Source organism: Streptomyces sp. NPDC058796 (assembly GCF_042745235.1).
Classification (GTDB): Bacteria; Actinomycetota; Actinomycetes; order Streptomycetales; family Streptomycetaceae; genus Streptomyces.
The window spans coordinates 320,439-335,989 of the sequence record NZ_JBHYOP010000008.1; the positions used below are offsets into that span (position 1 = coordinate 320,439).

At 73.4% G+C, this 15,551-nt stretch carries 17 protein-coding genes; 10 read left to right on the forward strand and 7 right to left on the reverse strand.

Features of this window, described 5'->3' with window-relative positions; translation table 11 throughout:
- The first annotated feature begins 20 nt into the window (after nucleotides 1–20).
- A complete protein-coding gene (locus ACFW47_RS21920; RefSeq protein WP_386306742.1) occupies nucleotides 21–1,274 on the forward strand; it encodes an MFS transporter in 1,254 nt (417 codons plus the stop codon).
- A 92-nt stretch (nucleotides 1,275–1,366) separates the two neighbouring features.
- Here the strand turns inward: ACFW47_RS21920 and ACFW47_RS21925 are convergent, their stop codons facing one another.
- Together ACFW47_RS21925 and ACFW47_RS21930 are read right to left on the reverse strand one after the other, a co-directional pair.
- Nucleotides 1,367–2,128: a PepSY domain-containing protein gene (locus tag ACFW47_RS21925; protein ID WP_386306744.1), complete on the reverse strand. Its 762-nt coding sequence runs from the start codon at nucleotides 2,126–2,128 to the stop codon at nucleotides 1,367–1,369.
- Nucleotides 2,129–2,202: 74 nt separating this feature from the next.
- Nucleotides 2,203–3,192, reverse strand: a complete 990-nt coding sequence (locus tag ACFW47_RS21930) for a LysR substrate-binding domain-containing protein (RefSeq protein ID WP_386306745.1) — start codon at nucleotides 3,190–3,192, stop codon at nucleotides 2,203–2,205.
- Nucleotides 3,193–3,422: 230 nt separating this feature from the next.
- On the opposite strand from ACFW47_RS21930, the gene snpA reads away from it, so the two are divergent.
- A complete protein-coding gene (gene snpA, locus ACFW47_RS21935; protein ID WP_386283560.1) occupies nucleotides 3,423–4,103 on the forward strand; it encodes a snapalysin in 681 nt (226 codons plus the stop codon).
- Between the two features lie 154 nt (nucleotides 4,104–4,257).
- Nucleotides 4,258–4,518 carry a hypothetical protein gene (locus ACFW47_RS21940; protein ID WP_386283562.1) on the forward strand — a complete coding sequence of 87 codons (261 nt, stop codon included), beginning with the start codon at nucleotides 4,258–4,260 and terminating at the stop codon, nucleotides 4,516–4,518.
- A gap of 9 nt (nucleotides 4,519–4,527) precedes the next feature.
- Here the strand turns inward: ACFW47_RS21940 and ACFW47_RS21945 are convergent, their stop codons facing one another.
- Nucleotides 4,528–5,211, reverse strand: coding sequence for an adenosylcobinamide amidohydrolase (locus tag ACFW47_RS21945; protein ID WP_386306746.1), 684 nt, complete (start codon nucleotides 5,209–5,211; stop codon nucleotides 4,528–4,530).
- Nucleotides 5,212–5,368: 157 nt separating this feature from the next.
- On the opposite strand from ACFW47_RS21945, the gene ACFW47_RS21950 reads away from it, so the two are divergent.
- Nucleotides 5,369–5,716: a hypothetical protein gene (locus ACFW47_RS21950; RefSeq protein ID WP_386283567.1), complete on the forward strand. Its 348-nt coding sequence runs from the start codon at nucleotides 5,369–5,371 to the stop codon at nucleotides 5,714–5,716.
- Nucleotides 5,717–5,739: 23 nt separating this feature from the next.
- On the opposite strand, the gene ACFW47_RS21955 is transcribed toward ACFW47_RS21950, so the two are convergent.
- Together ACFW47_RS21955 and nsrR are read right to left on the reverse strand one after the other, a co-directional pair.
- Nucleotides 5,740–6,936 (reverse strand): globin domain-containing protein, encoded by a 1,197-nt coding sequence (locus ACFW47_RS21955; protein WP_386306747.1) that lies wholly within the window; start codon nucleotides 6,934–6,936, stop codon nucleotides 5,740–5,742.
- 89 nt (nucleotides 6,937–7,025) lie between these two features.
- Nucleotides 7,026–7,472, reverse strand: a complete 447-nt coding sequence (nsrR, locus tag ACFW47_RS21960) for a nitric oxide-sensing transcriptional repressor NsrR (protein WP_386283572.1) — start codon at nucleotides 7,470–7,472, stop codon at nucleotides 7,026–7,028.
- A 98-nt stretch (nucleotides 7,473–7,570) separates the two neighbouring features.
- Here nsrR and ACFW47_RS21965 point away from each other — a divergent pair, with 98 nt between their 5' ends.
- Nucleotides 7,571–8,023 (forward strand): hypothetical protein, encoded by a 453-nt coding sequence (locus ACFW47_RS21965; RefSeq protein WP_386283574.1) that lies wholly within the window; start codon nucleotides 7,571–7,573, stop codon nucleotides 8,021–8,023.
- 7 nt (nucleotides 8,024–8,030) lie between these two features.
- On the opposite strand, the gene ACFW47_RS21970 is transcribed toward ACFW47_RS21965, so the two are convergent.
- Together ACFW47_RS21970 and ACFW47_RS21975 are read right to left on the reverse strand one after the other, a co-directional pair.
- Entirely contained in the window at nucleotides 8,031–8,714 is a 684-nt protein-coding gene (locus tag ACFW47_RS21970; protein ID WP_386283576.1) for an ABC transporter ATP-binding protein, read from the reverse strand.
- A complete protein-coding gene (locus ACFW47_RS21975) occupies nucleotides 8,711–9,799 on the reverse strand; it encodes an ABC transporter permease (protein WP_386306818.1) in 1,089 nt (362 codons plus the stop codon). The genes ACFW47_RS21970 and ACFW47_RS21975 overlap by 4 nt, the downstream gene beginning before the upstream one ends.
- A 196-nt stretch (nucleotides 9,800–9,995) precedes the next feature.
- Here ACFW47_RS21975 and ACFW47_RS21980 point away from each other — a divergent pair, with 196 nt between their 5' ends.
- From ACFW47_RS21980 to ACFW47_RS22000, 5 genes are all read left to right on the forward strand, one after another.
- Entirely contained in the window at nucleotides 9,996–11,321 is a 1,326-nt protein-coding gene (locus ACFW47_RS21980; RefSeq protein WP_386283579.1) for a histidine kinase, read from the forward strand.
- A complete protein-coding gene (locus tag ACFW47_RS21985; protein WP_386283582.1) occupies nucleotides 11,318–11,962 on the forward strand; it encodes a response regulator in 645 nt (214 codons plus the stop codon). The genes ACFW47_RS21980 and ACFW47_RS21985 overlap by 4 nt, the downstream gene beginning before the upstream one ends.
- An 82-nt stretch (nucleotides 11,963–12,044) precedes the next feature.
- Entirely contained in the window at nucleotides 12,045–12,737 is a 693-nt protein-coding gene (locus ACFW47_RS21990) for a GAF and ANTAR domain-containing protein (protein WP_386283584.1), read from the forward strand.
- 73 nt (nucleotides 12,738–12,810) lie between these two features.
- Nucleotides 12,811–14,124 carry a cation:proton antiporter gene (locus tag ACFW47_RS21995; RefSeq protein ID WP_386283586.1) on the forward strand — a complete coding sequence of 438 codons (1,314 nt, stop codon included), beginning with the start codon at nucleotides 12,811–12,813 and terminating at the stop codon, nucleotides 14,122–14,124.
- A gap of 154 nt (nucleotides 14,125–14,278) precedes the next feature.
- Nucleotides 14,279–15,502: a cytochrome P450 gene (locus ACFW47_RS22000; protein WP_386306748.1), complete on the forward strand. Its 1,224-nt coding sequence runs from the start codon at nucleotides 14,279–14,281 to the stop codon at nucleotides 15,500–15,502.
- Nucleotides 15,503–15,551: the final 49 nt, after the last annotated feature.

Genomic DNA, 15,551 nt, shown 5'->3' on the forward strand with positions numbered 1-15,551 from the left:
CCCCCGGGGGGAGACTCATCATGGCTTCCGCCACCACGTCCGGCGCGCCCGCGCAGGCAGGCCGCACCGGCAGCAGCGCGTGGACGGTGGTCCTGTGCTGGATCACCGTCCTGCTGGAGGGCTACGACCTCGTCGTCCTCGGCGCCATCATCCCCACCCTGCTCAAGACCCACCACCTCGGCATGACCGCGGGTGACGCCACCACCATCGCGACGCTCTCGCTCGTGGGCGTCGCCATCGGCGCGGTCTGTGTCGGGCCGCTCGCCGACCGGCTGGGCCGCCGCCGGCTGCTCATCGGCTCGGTGGTGCTGTTCTCGGTCTTCACCATCGTGGTGCCGCTCGCGACCTCCGTCTGGATGTTCGCCGCGCTGCGGCTCGTCGCCGGACTCGGGCTCGGCGCCTGCATGCCCGTGTCGCTGACGATGATGGCCGAGCACATGCCCGCCGGCCGCCGGGCGCGGGCCAGCACGCTGACCATGACCGGCTACCACACCGGTGCGGTGATCACCTCGCTGCTCGCGCTCCAGGTGACCGACAACTGGGAGATCCTCTTCTACCTGCTCGGCGTCGTGGGCCTCGTGGTCGCCGCCGTCCAGTGGTTCAGGCTGCCGGAGTCGGAGGCCTTCGTCCGGGCCAAGCAGGACGGGGAACAGCGGGTGCCGTTCACCGAGCTGCTCAAGCCGGCGTACCTGCGGGCGGGCACCGGCATCTGGGTCGCGTCGTTCATGGGGCTGCTGCTGGTCTACGGCCTCAACACCTGGCTGCCGAAGCTGATGAACGACGCCGGCTACCCCGTGCCCACGGCCGTCACCCAGCTCCTCGTGCTCAACATCGGCGGTGTGGTCGGGCTGGTGCTCGGCGGATTCGTCGCCGACCGACGGGGCATCAAAGGCACCACGATGGTCTGGTTCGCGGTCTCGGTGCTCATGCTGGCCTGCCTGAGCATCAAGATGGAGAGCGACCTGATGCTCAACGTCGTCGTCTTCCTCACCGGCGTTTTCGTCTTCTCGGCCATGGTGCTCGTGTACGCCTACGTGACGGCCTACTACCCGGCCTCCGTGCGGAGCACCGCGCTCGGTTCGGCGTCGGGGATCGGCCGGATCGGCTCGATCGTGGGCCCGTCGATCACCGGTGCGCTGGTCTCGTCCGGGGTCGGCCACCCGTGGGGCTTCTACTTCTTCGCCGCGGTGGCGGTCCTCGGGTTCCTGGCCGTACTCACCCTGCCGCGCACGGCGGCGGCCGCGGGGGCGAAGGCCGTCGAACCGGCCGCCTGAGGTCCGCGGACGCGCACGACGGGAGCAGCCGGATGAGTCACCCGGCTGCTCCCGTCGTCGTCAGGTACTTCTCACGGCGACGTGGGGGTCGCTCAGTCGCGGTCCACGTGCTCGCGCAGGATCTCGCCGTTCGTCGCGTCGACGTCCAGGGTCGTCTTGTTCCAGTTGTCGGTCGAGACCACGTCGACGGACCAGATGGCCTTCTGGTCGTCGTTCTCGTCCAGCTCGACGTGGGTCACGGTGCCCTTGGCGTTGTCGGTGACCGCCCTCACCGCCTGCTCAGGCGTCTGGGTGGCCTTCTTCAGCAGGTCGGCGAGCTGCTGCTTGTCGTCCGCGTCCTGGTCCTCGGCCTGGGTGCGGAAGACCTTTCCGGAGACGGCGTCGATGTCGATCCGGTGCACGGTGCCGTCGGCGGTGGCGACCTTGGCCTCCCATTCGGGAGCGCCCTGGCTGGGGGCCGGGTTGGGCATGCTCGGGCTGGGCGAACCGGTCGACGCGGTGGCCTCGGCGGAGGTGCGCTTGAGTTCGAGGTCGACGAGCTTGCTGTCGGGGACCTCCTTGACGGCCGTGTCGGCCGCCTTGTCCCAGGTGACCTTCGCCATCGGGACGAGGGCCTTGCGCTCGGCCTGGTCATCGGTCATGGACTCGGATGGAGAGGGGGAGGGAGAGGTCGTACCGGTACTGGTACCGGTGGGGGAGGCGGTGTTGGTGGCAGGGGTGGTCTGGGCCGCCTCGGCGACACTGGAGCGTGTCGTGTCGGCGTTCGTGCAACCGGTCACCAGCAGCACCGAGCTGCCCAGCGCGCAGATGACGGCCATCGAACGAAGAGGCGGGAGACGTCGCACAGAGCTCATACACCTCTCCGTAACCATATGACCGTCTTGTCATACAGGTTTCGGGTGGAAACCACCGCAATGGCCGACACGGCTCAGCGAGCCGGTACGAACACCGCCCGGTCCGTTGCGGTACGGGCCCCGGGCGTGAACGGGGCACCGGCGCGGGGCCCGGCGCCTTCCAGCCACTCCCGGTAGGCGGTCGACTGACGCGCCACCTCCCAGTACGCCTCCTCCAGCGCCGGGTAGACGGCTTCCAGCTCGGCCCGGGTGCGCGCGGCCAGCAGGAGGCGTACGCCGAGCGGGTCGCCGTGCAGGCGCCGTACCGCCATGTCGGGGCGCGACTGGGAGCTGGGCTGGCAGACGGTGACGACCTCGCCGGTGGCGACGAGGGAGGCGGCCGTGTGGTAGTCGCCGTGCAGGACACGGGGGTTGAGCCCGACGGCGCGCAGCATGCGGTGCACCCCGTCCCACTCGCCGTCGACGGTGGGGTCGACCATCCAGCGGTCGTCGGCGAGGTCGGCGAGGCGGACGACGGGCCGGCCGGCCGCCGGGTGATCGGCGGGCAGCATGACGAACTGCGGTTCACGCTCCACGAGGACCCGCAGCCGCAGGCCCTCGGGGATGCGCAGCGGGCTGCCCTCGACCTCGTGCACGAAGGCCACGTCGAGCTGTCCCTCGGTGACCCGGCGCAGCAGGGCGTTGGCGGAGACGTCCATCTGGAGGGTGGGTTCCAGACCGGGGCGTCTGAGCCGGCGCAGCCAGCCGGACAGCGCGCGGCTCGCGGTGGAGCCGACGCGCAGCCTGCTGTCGCCGCCGGCCGCGGCGGCGCGGGCCTCGCGGACCAGGGTGCTCATGTCGGCGAGGAGCGGGCGGGCCCGCCCGAGGACCGACCGGCCGAGCGGGGTGGGGCGGCAGCCGGTGCGCTCGCGGACGAACAGGGGCCCGCCCAGCGCCTGTTCGATCCGGGCCAGCTGCGTACTCAAGGTGGGCTGGGCGACGCCCAGTTGACGTGCCGCCCGGTGCAGGCTGCCCGCGTCGGCGATGGCGCACAGTGCGCGTAGGTGCCTCACCTCGAGCTCCATGCAGGGAGCGTAAAGCGGAACAGTTGGTTGCGCCAGGTGAACAAAACGCGGCGGACCAGGGCGAGTTCTGCACTCCGGTCGAAGCTGGTTCCGGGGCGCCGTCCGGCGGTGGCGTCCGGCGGTGATAGCCCCGCCCTATCACCGGTTGCCATCATCACAGCGAGTCCATGGGCGCTCCACACTCACCGGTGACGACTTCTCTCCCCACTCCCCCACACAAGGAGTCATCGATGCGCATCAGCATGCCCCTGCTCTCCACCGCGGTCGGCCTCGGCCTGACGGCGGCCGTGCTCGGCACCCCTGCCGCTACCGTCGCAGCTCCCCAGACACCCGCCAAGACCGCCCAGCTCGGCTACCAGCCCGCCGCCGGCTCGGGCGAGGACGCAGCCGCGAACCGGGCGTTCTTCGAGGCGGTCATCAAGTCCGTCGCCGAGAAGCGCGCCGCCAACCCGTCCTCGACGGCCGCCGTGACCGTCTACTACAGCGCCTCCAACGCGCCCAGCTTCCGCAACCAGATAGCCCGCTCCACTCAGATCTGGAACAGCTCGGTGTCCAACGTGCGGCTCGCGGAGAGAAGCTCGGGCGCGGACTTCGCGTACTACGAGGGCAACGACTCGCGCGGCTCGTACGCGTCCACCGACGGACACGGCAACGGCTACATCTTCCTCGACTACCGGCAGAACCAGGTGTACGACTCGACCCGCGTGACCGCCCACGAGACGGGGCACGTGCTCGGTCTGCCCGACCACTACTCCGGCCCGTGCAGCGAGCTGATGTCGGGCGGCGGCCCCGGCCCGTCCTGCACCAACGCCTACCCGAACTCGGCCGAGCGCAGCCGGGTCAACCAGCTGTGGGCCTACGGCTTCCAGGCCGCGCTCGACAAGGCGCTGGAGAAGACCTCGCAGCGCTGAGCGTCCACAGGACGGTCGACGGGGGCGGCCCGGCCGGGCCGCCCCCGTGCGCGTGCGCGTCCCCCCGCCCGGGCGACCGCTTGGCCAACGAGCCCCCGGGTACCCGGAGTCCGCGCTGCGGCGATCCGATCCGTGACCCCGAAGGGAGCCCGACGTGGACGAGCACGAGCGCACCGCGGACAACGGCCTCGGCGAACTGGAGCCCGGCACCCGCCAGCGCGCCCGACTGCGCACCCGCGCCGCCGACATCGCCTGGACGGCGCTGTGCGTGGTGCTCGCGCTGTGGGCCGTCTGGAGTGCCGTCGGTGTCGCACGGGGCGGGACCGCGTGGGCCTACTGCGCGGTGGCCTGGGTGCTGCTCGCCGGGGCACTGGCTCTGCGGACGCTCGCGGTGCGGCGCCGGACGCCGTTGTAACGGGCCAGTTCAGGGACGCTCGGGCAGCGCGCCGAGCACGGCCCGGTGGACGGCGCGGGCGAGCCTGGCTCCCCACTCGGAGCGGGGGCCGGCGAAGGAGTGGAGCGCGGCACCGTCCTGCGGGGTGCGGGCGACGACGCACACGGCGTCCGTGGGAGTGCCGGAGCAGTCGAGGCCCGCGTCCAGCAGCGCCTGCACCTTGGCCTCCGTCGCCGTCATCACCGCGTTGACCAGGGCGGCGTCGGTCAGCGCGACCGGGAGCGCGGCGACGATGTTGATCGTCCCCGGCGCGGGGGCCCCGGGGGCGCCCGCCTCGGGCGAGGCCGCCCACCCGCGCACGGAGATGCCCGCGGTCACCACGGCCTGCGCACCGCCGTCCCGCGCGCCGGCGTAGGCCGACACGTCGGCGGCCGTCATCAGGCCCACACCCGGCCCCCGCGCGCCGGCGTCACGCGCCAGGCCGGCCAGGTGCCGGGCGGGGTCGGTGCGCCGATAGCCGTGGGCCACCTGGGCGTTGAGCACCCACTCGCTCTCGGTGACCCCGCCGCCCAGGACGGCGCTGCTGACCGTGCGCCAGCCCGGCCCCGGACGCCAGAGCAGGGCGTGCAGCCGTTCGCCGTCCTCCACTCGCGTCAGGCACTCCGGGACCGGCAGACGGGCCCCGGTACGGGGCTGGGGCAGCAGGGCGGGCACCGGTCGGGACTCCTCGTGGCGGTCGGGGCGAACCGGACGATCGTACTCGGCTCCGGTCGCCCGGACGGGGCGGTGCGGGGCGGGCGCATTGCGGACCCCGCCCTGGGCACTTTCACTGGACACAACTTCGCCACGAGGCGTCGGATCGGAGGCCGCGATGCTGTCCCACACCCTGGAGCATGGGGTCCTGGTCATCACGCTGGACCAGGACCCGGGAATCGACGGGCGGGCCGCGCTGACCACGCACATCACCAACCTGGTCGACGCGCACAAGCCGACGCCCGTCGTCATCCTCCTGACCGACCGGGCCGGCAGCCCCGCCGCGGTCAGCGCCGTGCTCCGGGCCCATCAGTGGTGCGGTCGCCTCGGTGTGCTGATGAGCGTCGTCACCCACAGCGCGCCCGTCCGGCGGCTGCTGGACGACAACGCCGACGCCTCCGGCCCGCGGCTGGTGGTGCACGCGCGGATCGACACCGCCATCTCCACCGCGTTCACGGCGGCCTGACGCCTCGCGCGTGCCCTCCGCCCTTACTGCCGCCCGAGCCAGAGGTCGGGGCCGAAGACCTCGTAGTGGACGGCCTCGGCCGGCACTCCCCGGCGCAGCAGGTCGCCCCAGACGGCACGCATGAAGGGCACCGGTCCGCACAGGTAGGCGGTGAGCCCCGGGGGCAGTTCGAGACCGGTGACGTCGGCGCGGCCGGCCGCCGCCTCCGGCGCCCCCTCACCGGGCTCCTCGTACCACAGGTGGAGCCGGGCGTCGGACAGTGCCCGTACGAGGCCGAGGTGTTCCTGCCGGTGGGCGTGGTCGGCGGGGCTCCGGTCGGCGTGGACGACGGTCACCGGGCGGGTGGAGCCGGTGGCCGCCAAGTGGTCCAGCATGGCCAGTACGGGGGTGACGCCGATTCCCGCCGAGGCGAGCAGCAGGGGGCCGTCGTTCTCCGCGAGCGCCAGGTCGCCGAAGGGCGCGGAGACGGTGAGGACGTCGCCCGGACGGGCGTGCGCGTGGAGCCAGGAGGAGACCTCGCCCTCGGGCCGCCCGTCGCCCCGGACGCGTTTGACGGTGATGCGCCAGCCGGTCCGGCCCGGCGCCGCGGACAGGCTGTACTGGCGGATCTGCCGGGAGCCGTCGGGCAGCGAGGACCGCACGCCGACGTACTGGCCGGGAAGGAACGGCCGCGTCGGGCGACCGTCGGCGGGCCGCAGTACGAGGGAGACCGCGTCGGGGGTCTCCTCGGTGCGCTCGGTGATCTCCATCGGGCGCCAGACCTCGCCCTCGGCGACGCCCGCCTCCTGGTAGAGACGGGTTTCGGCGGCCACGAGCGCGTTGGCCATCAGCCAGTACACCTCGTCCCAGGCCGCGGCCACCTCCGGGGTGACGGCGTCGCCGAGCACCTCCGCTATCGCGGCGAACAGATGGCGGTGGACGATCTTGTACTGGTCGGAGGTGATGCCGAGGGAGGCGTGCTTGTGCGCGATCCGGGAGAGCAGCGCGTCCAGGCGGGCGTCGGGGCGCTCCAGCAGCATGCCGGCGAACGCGGCGATGGAGCCGGCCAGGGCCCGCTGCTGCTCCCCGCTGGCCTGGTTGCCGCGGTTGAACAGGTCCCGCAGCAGCTCGGGGTGGGCGTCGAACAGCTTCCGGTAGAACAGCGTGGTGATGTCACCGATGGCCGCTCCCACCGCCGGGAGGGTCGCGCGGACCACGGGGACCGACTGTTCGGAGAGCACAGCGACTCCTTAATTGGTAGATGATATTCGTGTTTTGAAGCAGGCCGGTACCGGAGCGGACCGGCCGGACCGCGGCGACGGGCCGGCGCTCACCCCGAGGGGCGGTCCGTCAGGCCGATCAGGACCGGGCCGGTGGGCGACGCCACCAGGTCGGCGACGGTCAACGGGTCGAGTGAGGCGTAGAAGGCCTCCTGGGCGTCCCGCAGCGCCCTGCGCAGCCGGCAGGCCGCGCGGAGCGGGCAGGGCGGGTCGTCCTCGCAGGCGACCACCTCGCCGTCCCCCTCGAGTTCGCGCACCAGCCGGCCCACGGAGGCCTGCCGCCCCAGGTCGGTCAGTGTCAGACCGCCGCCGCGGCCGCGTCGCGCCTCCACGACACCGAGGTGCTGGAGACGGGTGACGGCCTTGGCCACGTGCGTGTACGGCACACCCATGACCTCGGCCACCTCACGGGTGGTCAGCGGGTCGTCGCCGTCTTTCAGGACCGCCAGGCGCATGACCGAACGCAGTGCCAGGTCGGTGAACTTCGTCAGCCGCACGACCCGGACGCTATCAAATGCGCATGTTAGATTCGCATTTACTGGCGGCCATGATCTTGTGGAATGCGTCACGGGACGCGCGAGGAGGGTGACTTCGGATGGCAGCGGACGACGACGGCTCCCCGGCCCGGGGTACGGCGGACACCCCGGCGGACGACGCTCCCCTCCCCCGGGTCCTGTGCGACACGGCGGAGGTCCTCTCGCTCGGCGGCGACGCGGCGGCCGGCGCCCTGTGGAGGCTCGCGGAGCCGGGGCGGCAGCTCGACGCCAACGTCGTCCGCGTCCCGGCGGGCGGGCGGGTCGGCACGCACACCGAGCCGGACCTCGACGTCCTGCTGCTCGTCCTGGACGGAACGGCGGACCTGGTCTGCGCCGACGGCGAGCGCCCACTGCGCACGGGCGCCCTCACCTGGCTGCCCCACGGTTCGGCGCGGGGCGTCGCCGCGGGCCCGGACGGCGTGACGTACCTGACCGTCCACCGACGGCGTCCCGGCATGCGGATCCAGCCGCGGGACGCCGCCGGACGGGATCCGGGGCCCGGCGGCGCCTGAGCCCGCGTCAGCCGGCCGCCGCGGGCAGGCCGAGGCGGCCGTCGTGCACCTCGGTGACCCGGTCGGCCGCGGCCAGATGGGCGTGGTCGTGGGTGACCAGCACGGTGGCCGTGCCGCGCTCCCGGGTGAGGCGGGTGATGAGGTCGACGACGGCGGCGCCCCGCTCGTGGTCGAGGGCGCTGGTGGGTTCGTCGACGAGCAGCACACCGGGGTCGTTCATCAGGGCGCGGGCGATGTTGACGCGCTGGCACTGGCCGCCGGAGAGCTGGTGGGGCCGGCGGTCGGCCCGGTCCGCCAGGCCGACCGCGTCGAGGAGGTCCAGCGCCCGGCCCCGGGCGGCGCGCGCCCGGCGCCCGTCGATGTGGGCCATCACCTGGAGCTGCTCGGCCGCGGTCAGGGACGGCAGCAGGTTGGGCTGCTGGAAGACGACGCCGATCCGGTGCCGGCGCAGGTCGGTCAGTTCCGCGCGGCTCATCCCGGTGGTGTCGGCGCCGTCCACGGTGACCGTGCCGGAGTCGGGCGTGATGAGGGTCGCGGCCACGGCGAGCAGGCTGGACTTGCCCGAGCCGGAGGGCCCGATGACGGCGGTCAGGCGGCCACTCGGGACCTCCAGGGTGACGCGGTCGAGGGCGGTCAGCCGGCTGTCGCCGTCGGGGTAGGTGAGGGTGATGTCGGTCAGGCACAGGCTCATCGGGCGTTCCCCAGGGCGGTCAGCGGGTCGACGGAGGTGATACGGCGGACGGCGAGTCCCGCCCCGAGGCCGCCGAGCAGGATCATCACGGCGGCCGGGACGAGGACGGTGGCGGGTGTGAGGACGAAGGGGACGGCCGAGCCGGACACCGCGGCGCCGATCGCGACCGCGGCGGCGGTGCCCACGAGGGTGCCGCCGGCCAGCAGGACGACGGCCTGGCCGAGCGCGTCGCGCAGCAGTGCGGCGGTGGTGGCGCCCAGGGCCTTCAGCACCGCGATGTCGCCGCCGCGCTGGATCGTCCACACGGTGAAGAAGGCGCCGGTCACCAGGGCCGAGATGGCGAAGAGGAATCCCCGCATCAGCTGCAGCGAACCGTTCTCGGAGGTGTACGAGCCGATCGCGGAGAGCGATTCGTCTTTGCTCACGGTGTCGGTGCCCGCCGCCCGGTCCGTCGCCGCGAGGTCGGCGCCGGGGGCGGTGTCGAGAGCGATCACCGTGGCGGAGTGCCCGTCGGTGCCGCCGGTGGGCGGGGCGACGGACTGCCACGTGGTGAGGCTCGTCCACACCACGGGCGTGTGGCTGAAGGAGACGTCGTGGCCGGTGACGGCGACGGCCAGCCGCCGGCCGGCGAGTGCCACGGTGCCGCCCTCGCGCACGCCGAGTCCATCGGCCACCGAGTCCGGCATCAGCACCGTACGGTCGTCGACGCGGTCGCCGCCGGGTGCCAGGCGCGAGCCGGGTTCGACACCGAAGACGGACACGCCGGTGCCGCGGTCGCCCGCGGTGGCCCGCGTGGTGGTGATGCCCAGCGGTTCGGCGCTGCGGACGCCGGGCGCGCGCTCCCACCGGCGCCACTGGTCCTCGGTCACGGTGGAGTCCGCGTACGACAGGTCCTGGCCGCCGCTCGGCGCGGCGAAGGCGATCCGGTCGGCGGACAGGGACGTGACGGCGGAGATGTTCTCCCGGGCCAGACCGGCGGTGAGGCCGGACAGCAGTCCGACCAGCAGGGTGATCAGTACGACGACGCCGCCCATCAGGGCGAACCGCCCCTTGGCGAACGTCAGGTCTCTCAAGGCGACAAACACGTCTTCGCCCGGCCTTTCGACGATGGTGGGAGGGAGGAACACGCGCCGGAGTGGCCGGCGAGGTGTCCACCGTCGCCGTTCGGCGGCCCGCCGGGCCTCGCTCCTGGGCAGGCACTTCCGGGGCCGAAGGGTGCGGTGCGACTTGCAACTTTCGGCAGATGCCCGGCCCCGGCACGGTCCGTACGCTGGAACGATCGTGAACGCGCTGACTCCCACCTCCCGGGCCCTGACCTGGAGCCTGCACCTGCTCGTGGCCGGCCTGCTCGCCCTTGTGGCGGTGCGTGCGGTGGCGGACGACCGGCCGCACGCGCCCGCCGTCGTCGCGGTGGCCGCGCTGGTGGGTGTGGTGTACGCCCTGGGCCCCGCGCTCGAATCCGTCCGGTCGTCCCGCCGTGCGGCCGCGCTGTGGCTGGGCGCCGTCGGCGCGGTGTGGCTCGCGCTGCTCGCGCTCTCCGCCGAGGGGGTGTGGCTGGCGTTCCCGCTGTACTTCGTCCAGCTCCACCTGCTGTCCCGGCGGGCCGGGCTGACCGCGGTCTTCGCCACGGCGGTCGCGGCGATCGCGGCGTTCGCCGCCCACCAGGGCACGTTCACGGTGGCCACCGTGATCGGCCCGGGGCTGGGGGCCGCCGTCGCCGTGGCGGTGGTGTGGGGCTACCAGGCGCTGTACCGCGAGAGCGAGGAGCGGCGGCGGCTCATCGAGGAGCTCACGGTCACCCGTGCCGACCTGGCGGAGGCCCAGCGGGCCGCGGGGGTGCTGGAGGAACGCGAACGCCTGGCCCGGGAGATCCACGACACCCTGGCCCAGGGCCTGTCCAGCATCCAGTTGCTGCTGCGCGCCGCCGAGCGGACCCTGCCCGAGGGGTCGGGGCCCGCCACCACCTACGTGGGCCAGGCCCGTCAGGCCGCGCTGGACAATCTCGCCGAAGCCCGTCGGCTCGTCGCCGCGCTCGCACCGCCGGCCCTGGACGACACCACGCTCGCCGACGCGCTGGGACGCCTGTGCGCGACCACGACCGAGCGGCACCGTCTCGACGTCCGTTTCGCCCTCGCCGGCCGGCCGCGCCCGCTGCCCACCGCGCACGAGGTCGCCCTGCTGCGCGTCGCGCAGTCGGCGCTGGCCAACACGGTCGGGCACGCCCGGGCCGGAAAGGCCGAGGTGACGCTGGCCTACCTCGACGACTGCGTCACCCTGGGCGTCACCGACGACGGGGTGGGTTTCGATCCCGGCGCCGTCTCCGTGCCCGGGCCGGACGGCGGCGGCTTCGGGCTGCCGGCGATGCGGGCTCGCGTGCACGCCCTGCACGGCGCCCTCACCGTCGAGTCCGCCCGCGGGCGCGGCACCGCGCTCACCGCGCGCATCCCGCTCGAAGCCGTGCCCGATCCCAAGTCCGACTCCGAACCGGCGCCCGGGCCCGACACCCCACCCGGCTCCGAGACCGCGCCCAGGCGCGAGCAGGCACCCGGCCCCGGACCCGCACTTGCCCCCGCACCCGAGCCCGACGACCCCGAGGCACGCCCGTGACCGAGCCCGCCCCGACGCCGATCCGTCTGCTGCTCGCCGACGACCACCCCGTCGTCCGCGCGGGGCTGCGCGCGGTGCTGGAGACCGAGGACGGCATCACCGTGGCCGCCGAGGCCGCGACCGCCGAGGAGGCCGTCGCCCGGGCGGGCCGGGGTGACATCGACGTGGTGCTGATGGACCTGCGGTTCGGCCGGGGCATGGGCGGCGCGGAGGCCACGGCCGCGATCACCGCGCGGGCGGGTGCGCCGCGCGTCCTGATCGTCACGACGTACGACACCGACGCCGACACCCTGCCCGCCATCGAGGCCGGCGCCACCGGCTACCTGCTCAAGGACGCACCGCCCGAGGACCTCGCGGCGGCGGTGCGCACCGCCGCCGCGGGCCGCACCGCGCTCGCGCCCACGGTCGCGGACCGGCTGATGACCCGCCTGCGCGAGCCGCACACCTCGCTCACCCGCCGCGAGACCGAGGTCCTGTCCCTGGTCGCCGAGGGCCTGTCGAACCAGCACATCGCGGCCCGGCTCCATCTGACCGAGGGCACCGTGAAGTCACACCTGGCCCGCGTCTACACCAAGCTGGACGTGGACTCCCGCACCGCCGCGGTCGCCGCCGCGACGGCCCTCGGCCTCATCCGGCGCTGAGCCGGGCCGGTGGCCGTCGCCGGTCCGGTGTTGCCACCCGGAAATTCGTGGGAACCCTTGCACGGAGCGAGGAGGAGGCGGCATGGACGACTGGCGCGGGTTCGCCGAGCAGATGGCGTCGCTGGCGCGCGATCTCCTGGCGCAGGAGTCGGTGAACGACACGCTGAAGCGGATCACCTTCTCCGCGACGGAGCTGGTGGAGGGCTGCGACGCCGCGGGCATCCTCATCCTGCGCGGCAACCAGGTGCAGTCCCTCGCCCCGACCGACCAGGTGGTCGTCGAAAGCGACGAACTGCAGGGACGCGTCGGCGAGGGGCCATGCTTCGACGCCGCGCGGACCGCCGTGGGACAGCGGCAGTTCCGGATCGCCGACTTCACCGACCAGGCACGGCGCTGGCCCAAGTACGTTCCCGAGGCCCGCAAGCTGAACCTGGGCAGCATGATGGGGTTCCTGCTGTTCACCGAGGACGAGGACCTCGGGGCGCTCAATCTCTACTCCTTCAGGCCCGGGGCGTTCACGGAGGCCAGTGAGACGGCGGGCTGGCTGCTCGCCTCGCACGCCGCGGTCGCCTTCTCCAGCGCCCGTACGCACGCCCAGCTGCAGCAGGCCATCGGCACCCGGCACACCATCGGTGAGGCGATGGGCATCCTCATGGGCAGGCACCGCATCAGCGAGGACCAGGCCTTCGCCACACTGCGCCGGTACTCGCAGGACCACAACGTGAAACTCCGCGAGGTCGCCCGCCGGGTGGTCGAAGAGGGCGGCCTGTCCTGAGCCGGCGCCCGGCGAACGCCCCGGTACGCACCGGATGGGCGTACCGCTCCGCCGCGGCGGGCACACGTCAGCGGTGACCTTGGCTGACTTCCTCTTCGCCGTGCTCGGGGCGGGTGCGCTCGCGGCGGCCGTGCTGCCGCGGCTGGTGGCCGGACGGCCGCTGTCCATGCCGCTGGTGTTCCTGGCCTTCGGTGTCGCCCTGCAACTGCTGCCCACCCCGCTCCCTGAGATCGACCTGGTCCGCGACCGGGTGTGGGTGGAACACCTCACCGAGATCTGCGTCATCGTCTCCCTGATGGGCGCCGGACTCGCGCTCAACCGCCCGTTCGGCCTACGGCGCTGGCAGGCGCCCTGGCGGCTGATCGGCATCACCATGCCGCTGACCGTCGCGGTCACGGGGCTGCTGGCCTGGTGGCTGCTGGACTGGCCGCCGGCCGCGGCGCTGCTGCTGGCGGCCGTGCTCGCGCCCACCGACCCGGTGCTCGCCTCCGAGGTACGGGTGGGCGCTCCCACCGACTCCGAGCACGACGAGGACGAGGCGCGCTTCGCGCTCACCAGCGAGGCCGGCCTCAACGACGGCCTCGCCTTCCCGGTCGTCATGGCGGCGATCGCGCTGACCGCCGCTGCGGGCACGGGCCTGTCCGGTGACTGGGTCGGCCACTGGCTGCTGGTCGACCTGCTGTACGCGTGCGTGATCGGCGTCCTGGGCGGCCTGGCCGTCGGCAAGCTGCTCGGCTGGCTCTTCTTCCGGGCCGGCCGGCAGGCGGTACGGCTGTCCGAGCACCGGGAGGGTTTCGTCGCCCTGGGTGCCACGTTCCTCTCCTACGGGGTCACCGAACTCGCCCACGGCTACGGTTTCCTGGCCGTCTTCGTCACCGCCTGCCGCATCCGCGCCGCCGAACGCGACCACGGCTACCACGCCGTGCTGCACGATTTCGTGGAGCAGGTCGAACGACTGCTGACCGCCGGTCTCCTCTTCCTGCTGGGCGCGTGCGTGGCGCAGGGCGCCCTGGCCGACCTGACCTGGCGGGGCGCGGCCGTCGGTCTGCTCGTGCTGCTCGTCGTCCGGCCGGTGACCGGCTGGGTCGCGCAGTTCGGCGTCGCGGCCGGCCCCCGGGAACGTGCCGTGACCGCCTTCTTCGGCATTCGCGGCATCGGTTCGCTGTTCTACCTGGCGCACGCCCTGGGTACGGAGGGCTTCCACGTGCCCGCCGGGGAGTTGTGGGCCGTGGTGGCGTTCACCGTGCTCGCCTCCGTCGTCCTGCACGGGGTGACCGCGTCCCCCGCGATCTCCCGCCTGGACCGTCTCAGGCTGCTCAGGGCCCGCGGCCGACGGCCCGCCGGACGGGGGCCGGACGAGGACGACGTGGCCGGCGAGCGGCTGTGACCGGCCGTCCTGGACCGACCCGAAGCACGCCGTGATCGAACGGGACCCCTCTCGGTCGGATCATGAACTCCCCTATAGTGATCGCCTGTTGCCCGCCGTGCGACCGTTCCGGCGCGCTTCGGCCCGCTCCCTTGGCCCCGAGAGGCACGTCAGCATGACGACCGGCACCGAAGAAGCCCGCATCCCGCTGGACCCGTTCGTCACCGACCTGGACGGCGAGAGTGCCCGGCTGCGCGCGGCCGGACCGCTCGCTGCCGTGGAGCTGCCGGGCGGCGTGCCCGTCTGGGCGGTCACGCGCCACGCGGAGGCCAAGGCCCTCCTGACGGATCCCCGTCTGGTCAAGGACATCGGCGTGTGGGGGGCGTGGCAGCGTGGCGAGATACCCGCGGACTGGCCGCTGACCGGGCTGGCCAACCCCGGCCGCTCGATGCTCACCGTGGACGGTGCCGAGCACCGCCGGCTGCGCACTCTCGTGGCGCAGGCGCTCACCGCGCGCCGGGTGGAGCACATGCGGGGGCGGATCACCGAGCTGACCGGCCGCCTGCTGGACGAACTGCCCGCGGACGGCGGCGTCGTCGACCTCAAGGCCGCCTTCGCCCACCCGCTGCCGATGTACGTCGTCGCCGGCCTGATGGGCATCGAGGAGGCGCGGCTGCCTCGGCTGAAGGTGCTGTTCGAGAGGTTCTTCTCGACGCAGACGCCGCCCGGTCAGGTGGTCGCCACCCTCACCGAGCTGGCAGGCGTCATGGCCGGCACGGTCGCCGCGAAGCGCGCGGCGCCGGGCGACGATCTGACCAGCGCGCTGATCCGTGCCTCCGAGGACGGGGACCACCTCACCGACGCGGAGATCGTCTCCACGCTCCAGCTGATGGTGGCCGCGGGGCACGAGACCACGATCTCGCTGATCGTGAACTCCGTGGTCAACCTGTCCACGCACCCCGAGCAGCGGGCACTGGTGCTCTCCGGCGAGGCGGACTGGTCCGCGGTCGTCGAGGAGACGCTGCGCTATTCGTCCCCGACGTCCCACGTCCTGATCCGCTTCGCCACCGAGGACGTCCCGGTCGGCGACCGGGTGATACCCGCCGGGGACGCGCTGATCGTGTCGTACGGCGCGCTGGGCCGGGACGAGCGGGCGCACGGTCCCACGGCGGACGAGTTCGACATCACCCGCAGCTCGCCCAGCCGGCACATCTCCTTCGGGCACGGCCCGCACGTGTGCCCCGGCGCGGCCCTGTCCCGGCTGGAGGCCGGTGTGGCGCTGCCCGCGCTCTACGGCCGCTTCCCGCGGCTCGACCTGGCCGTGCCCGCGTCCGAGCTGCGCAACAAGCCGGTGGTCACGCAGAACGACCTGTTCGAGCTGCCGGTCAGGCTGGTCTAGCGCCTTCCGGTCGCGCCCCGTACCTTCACCTGTGGGGCGTTTGCACCCC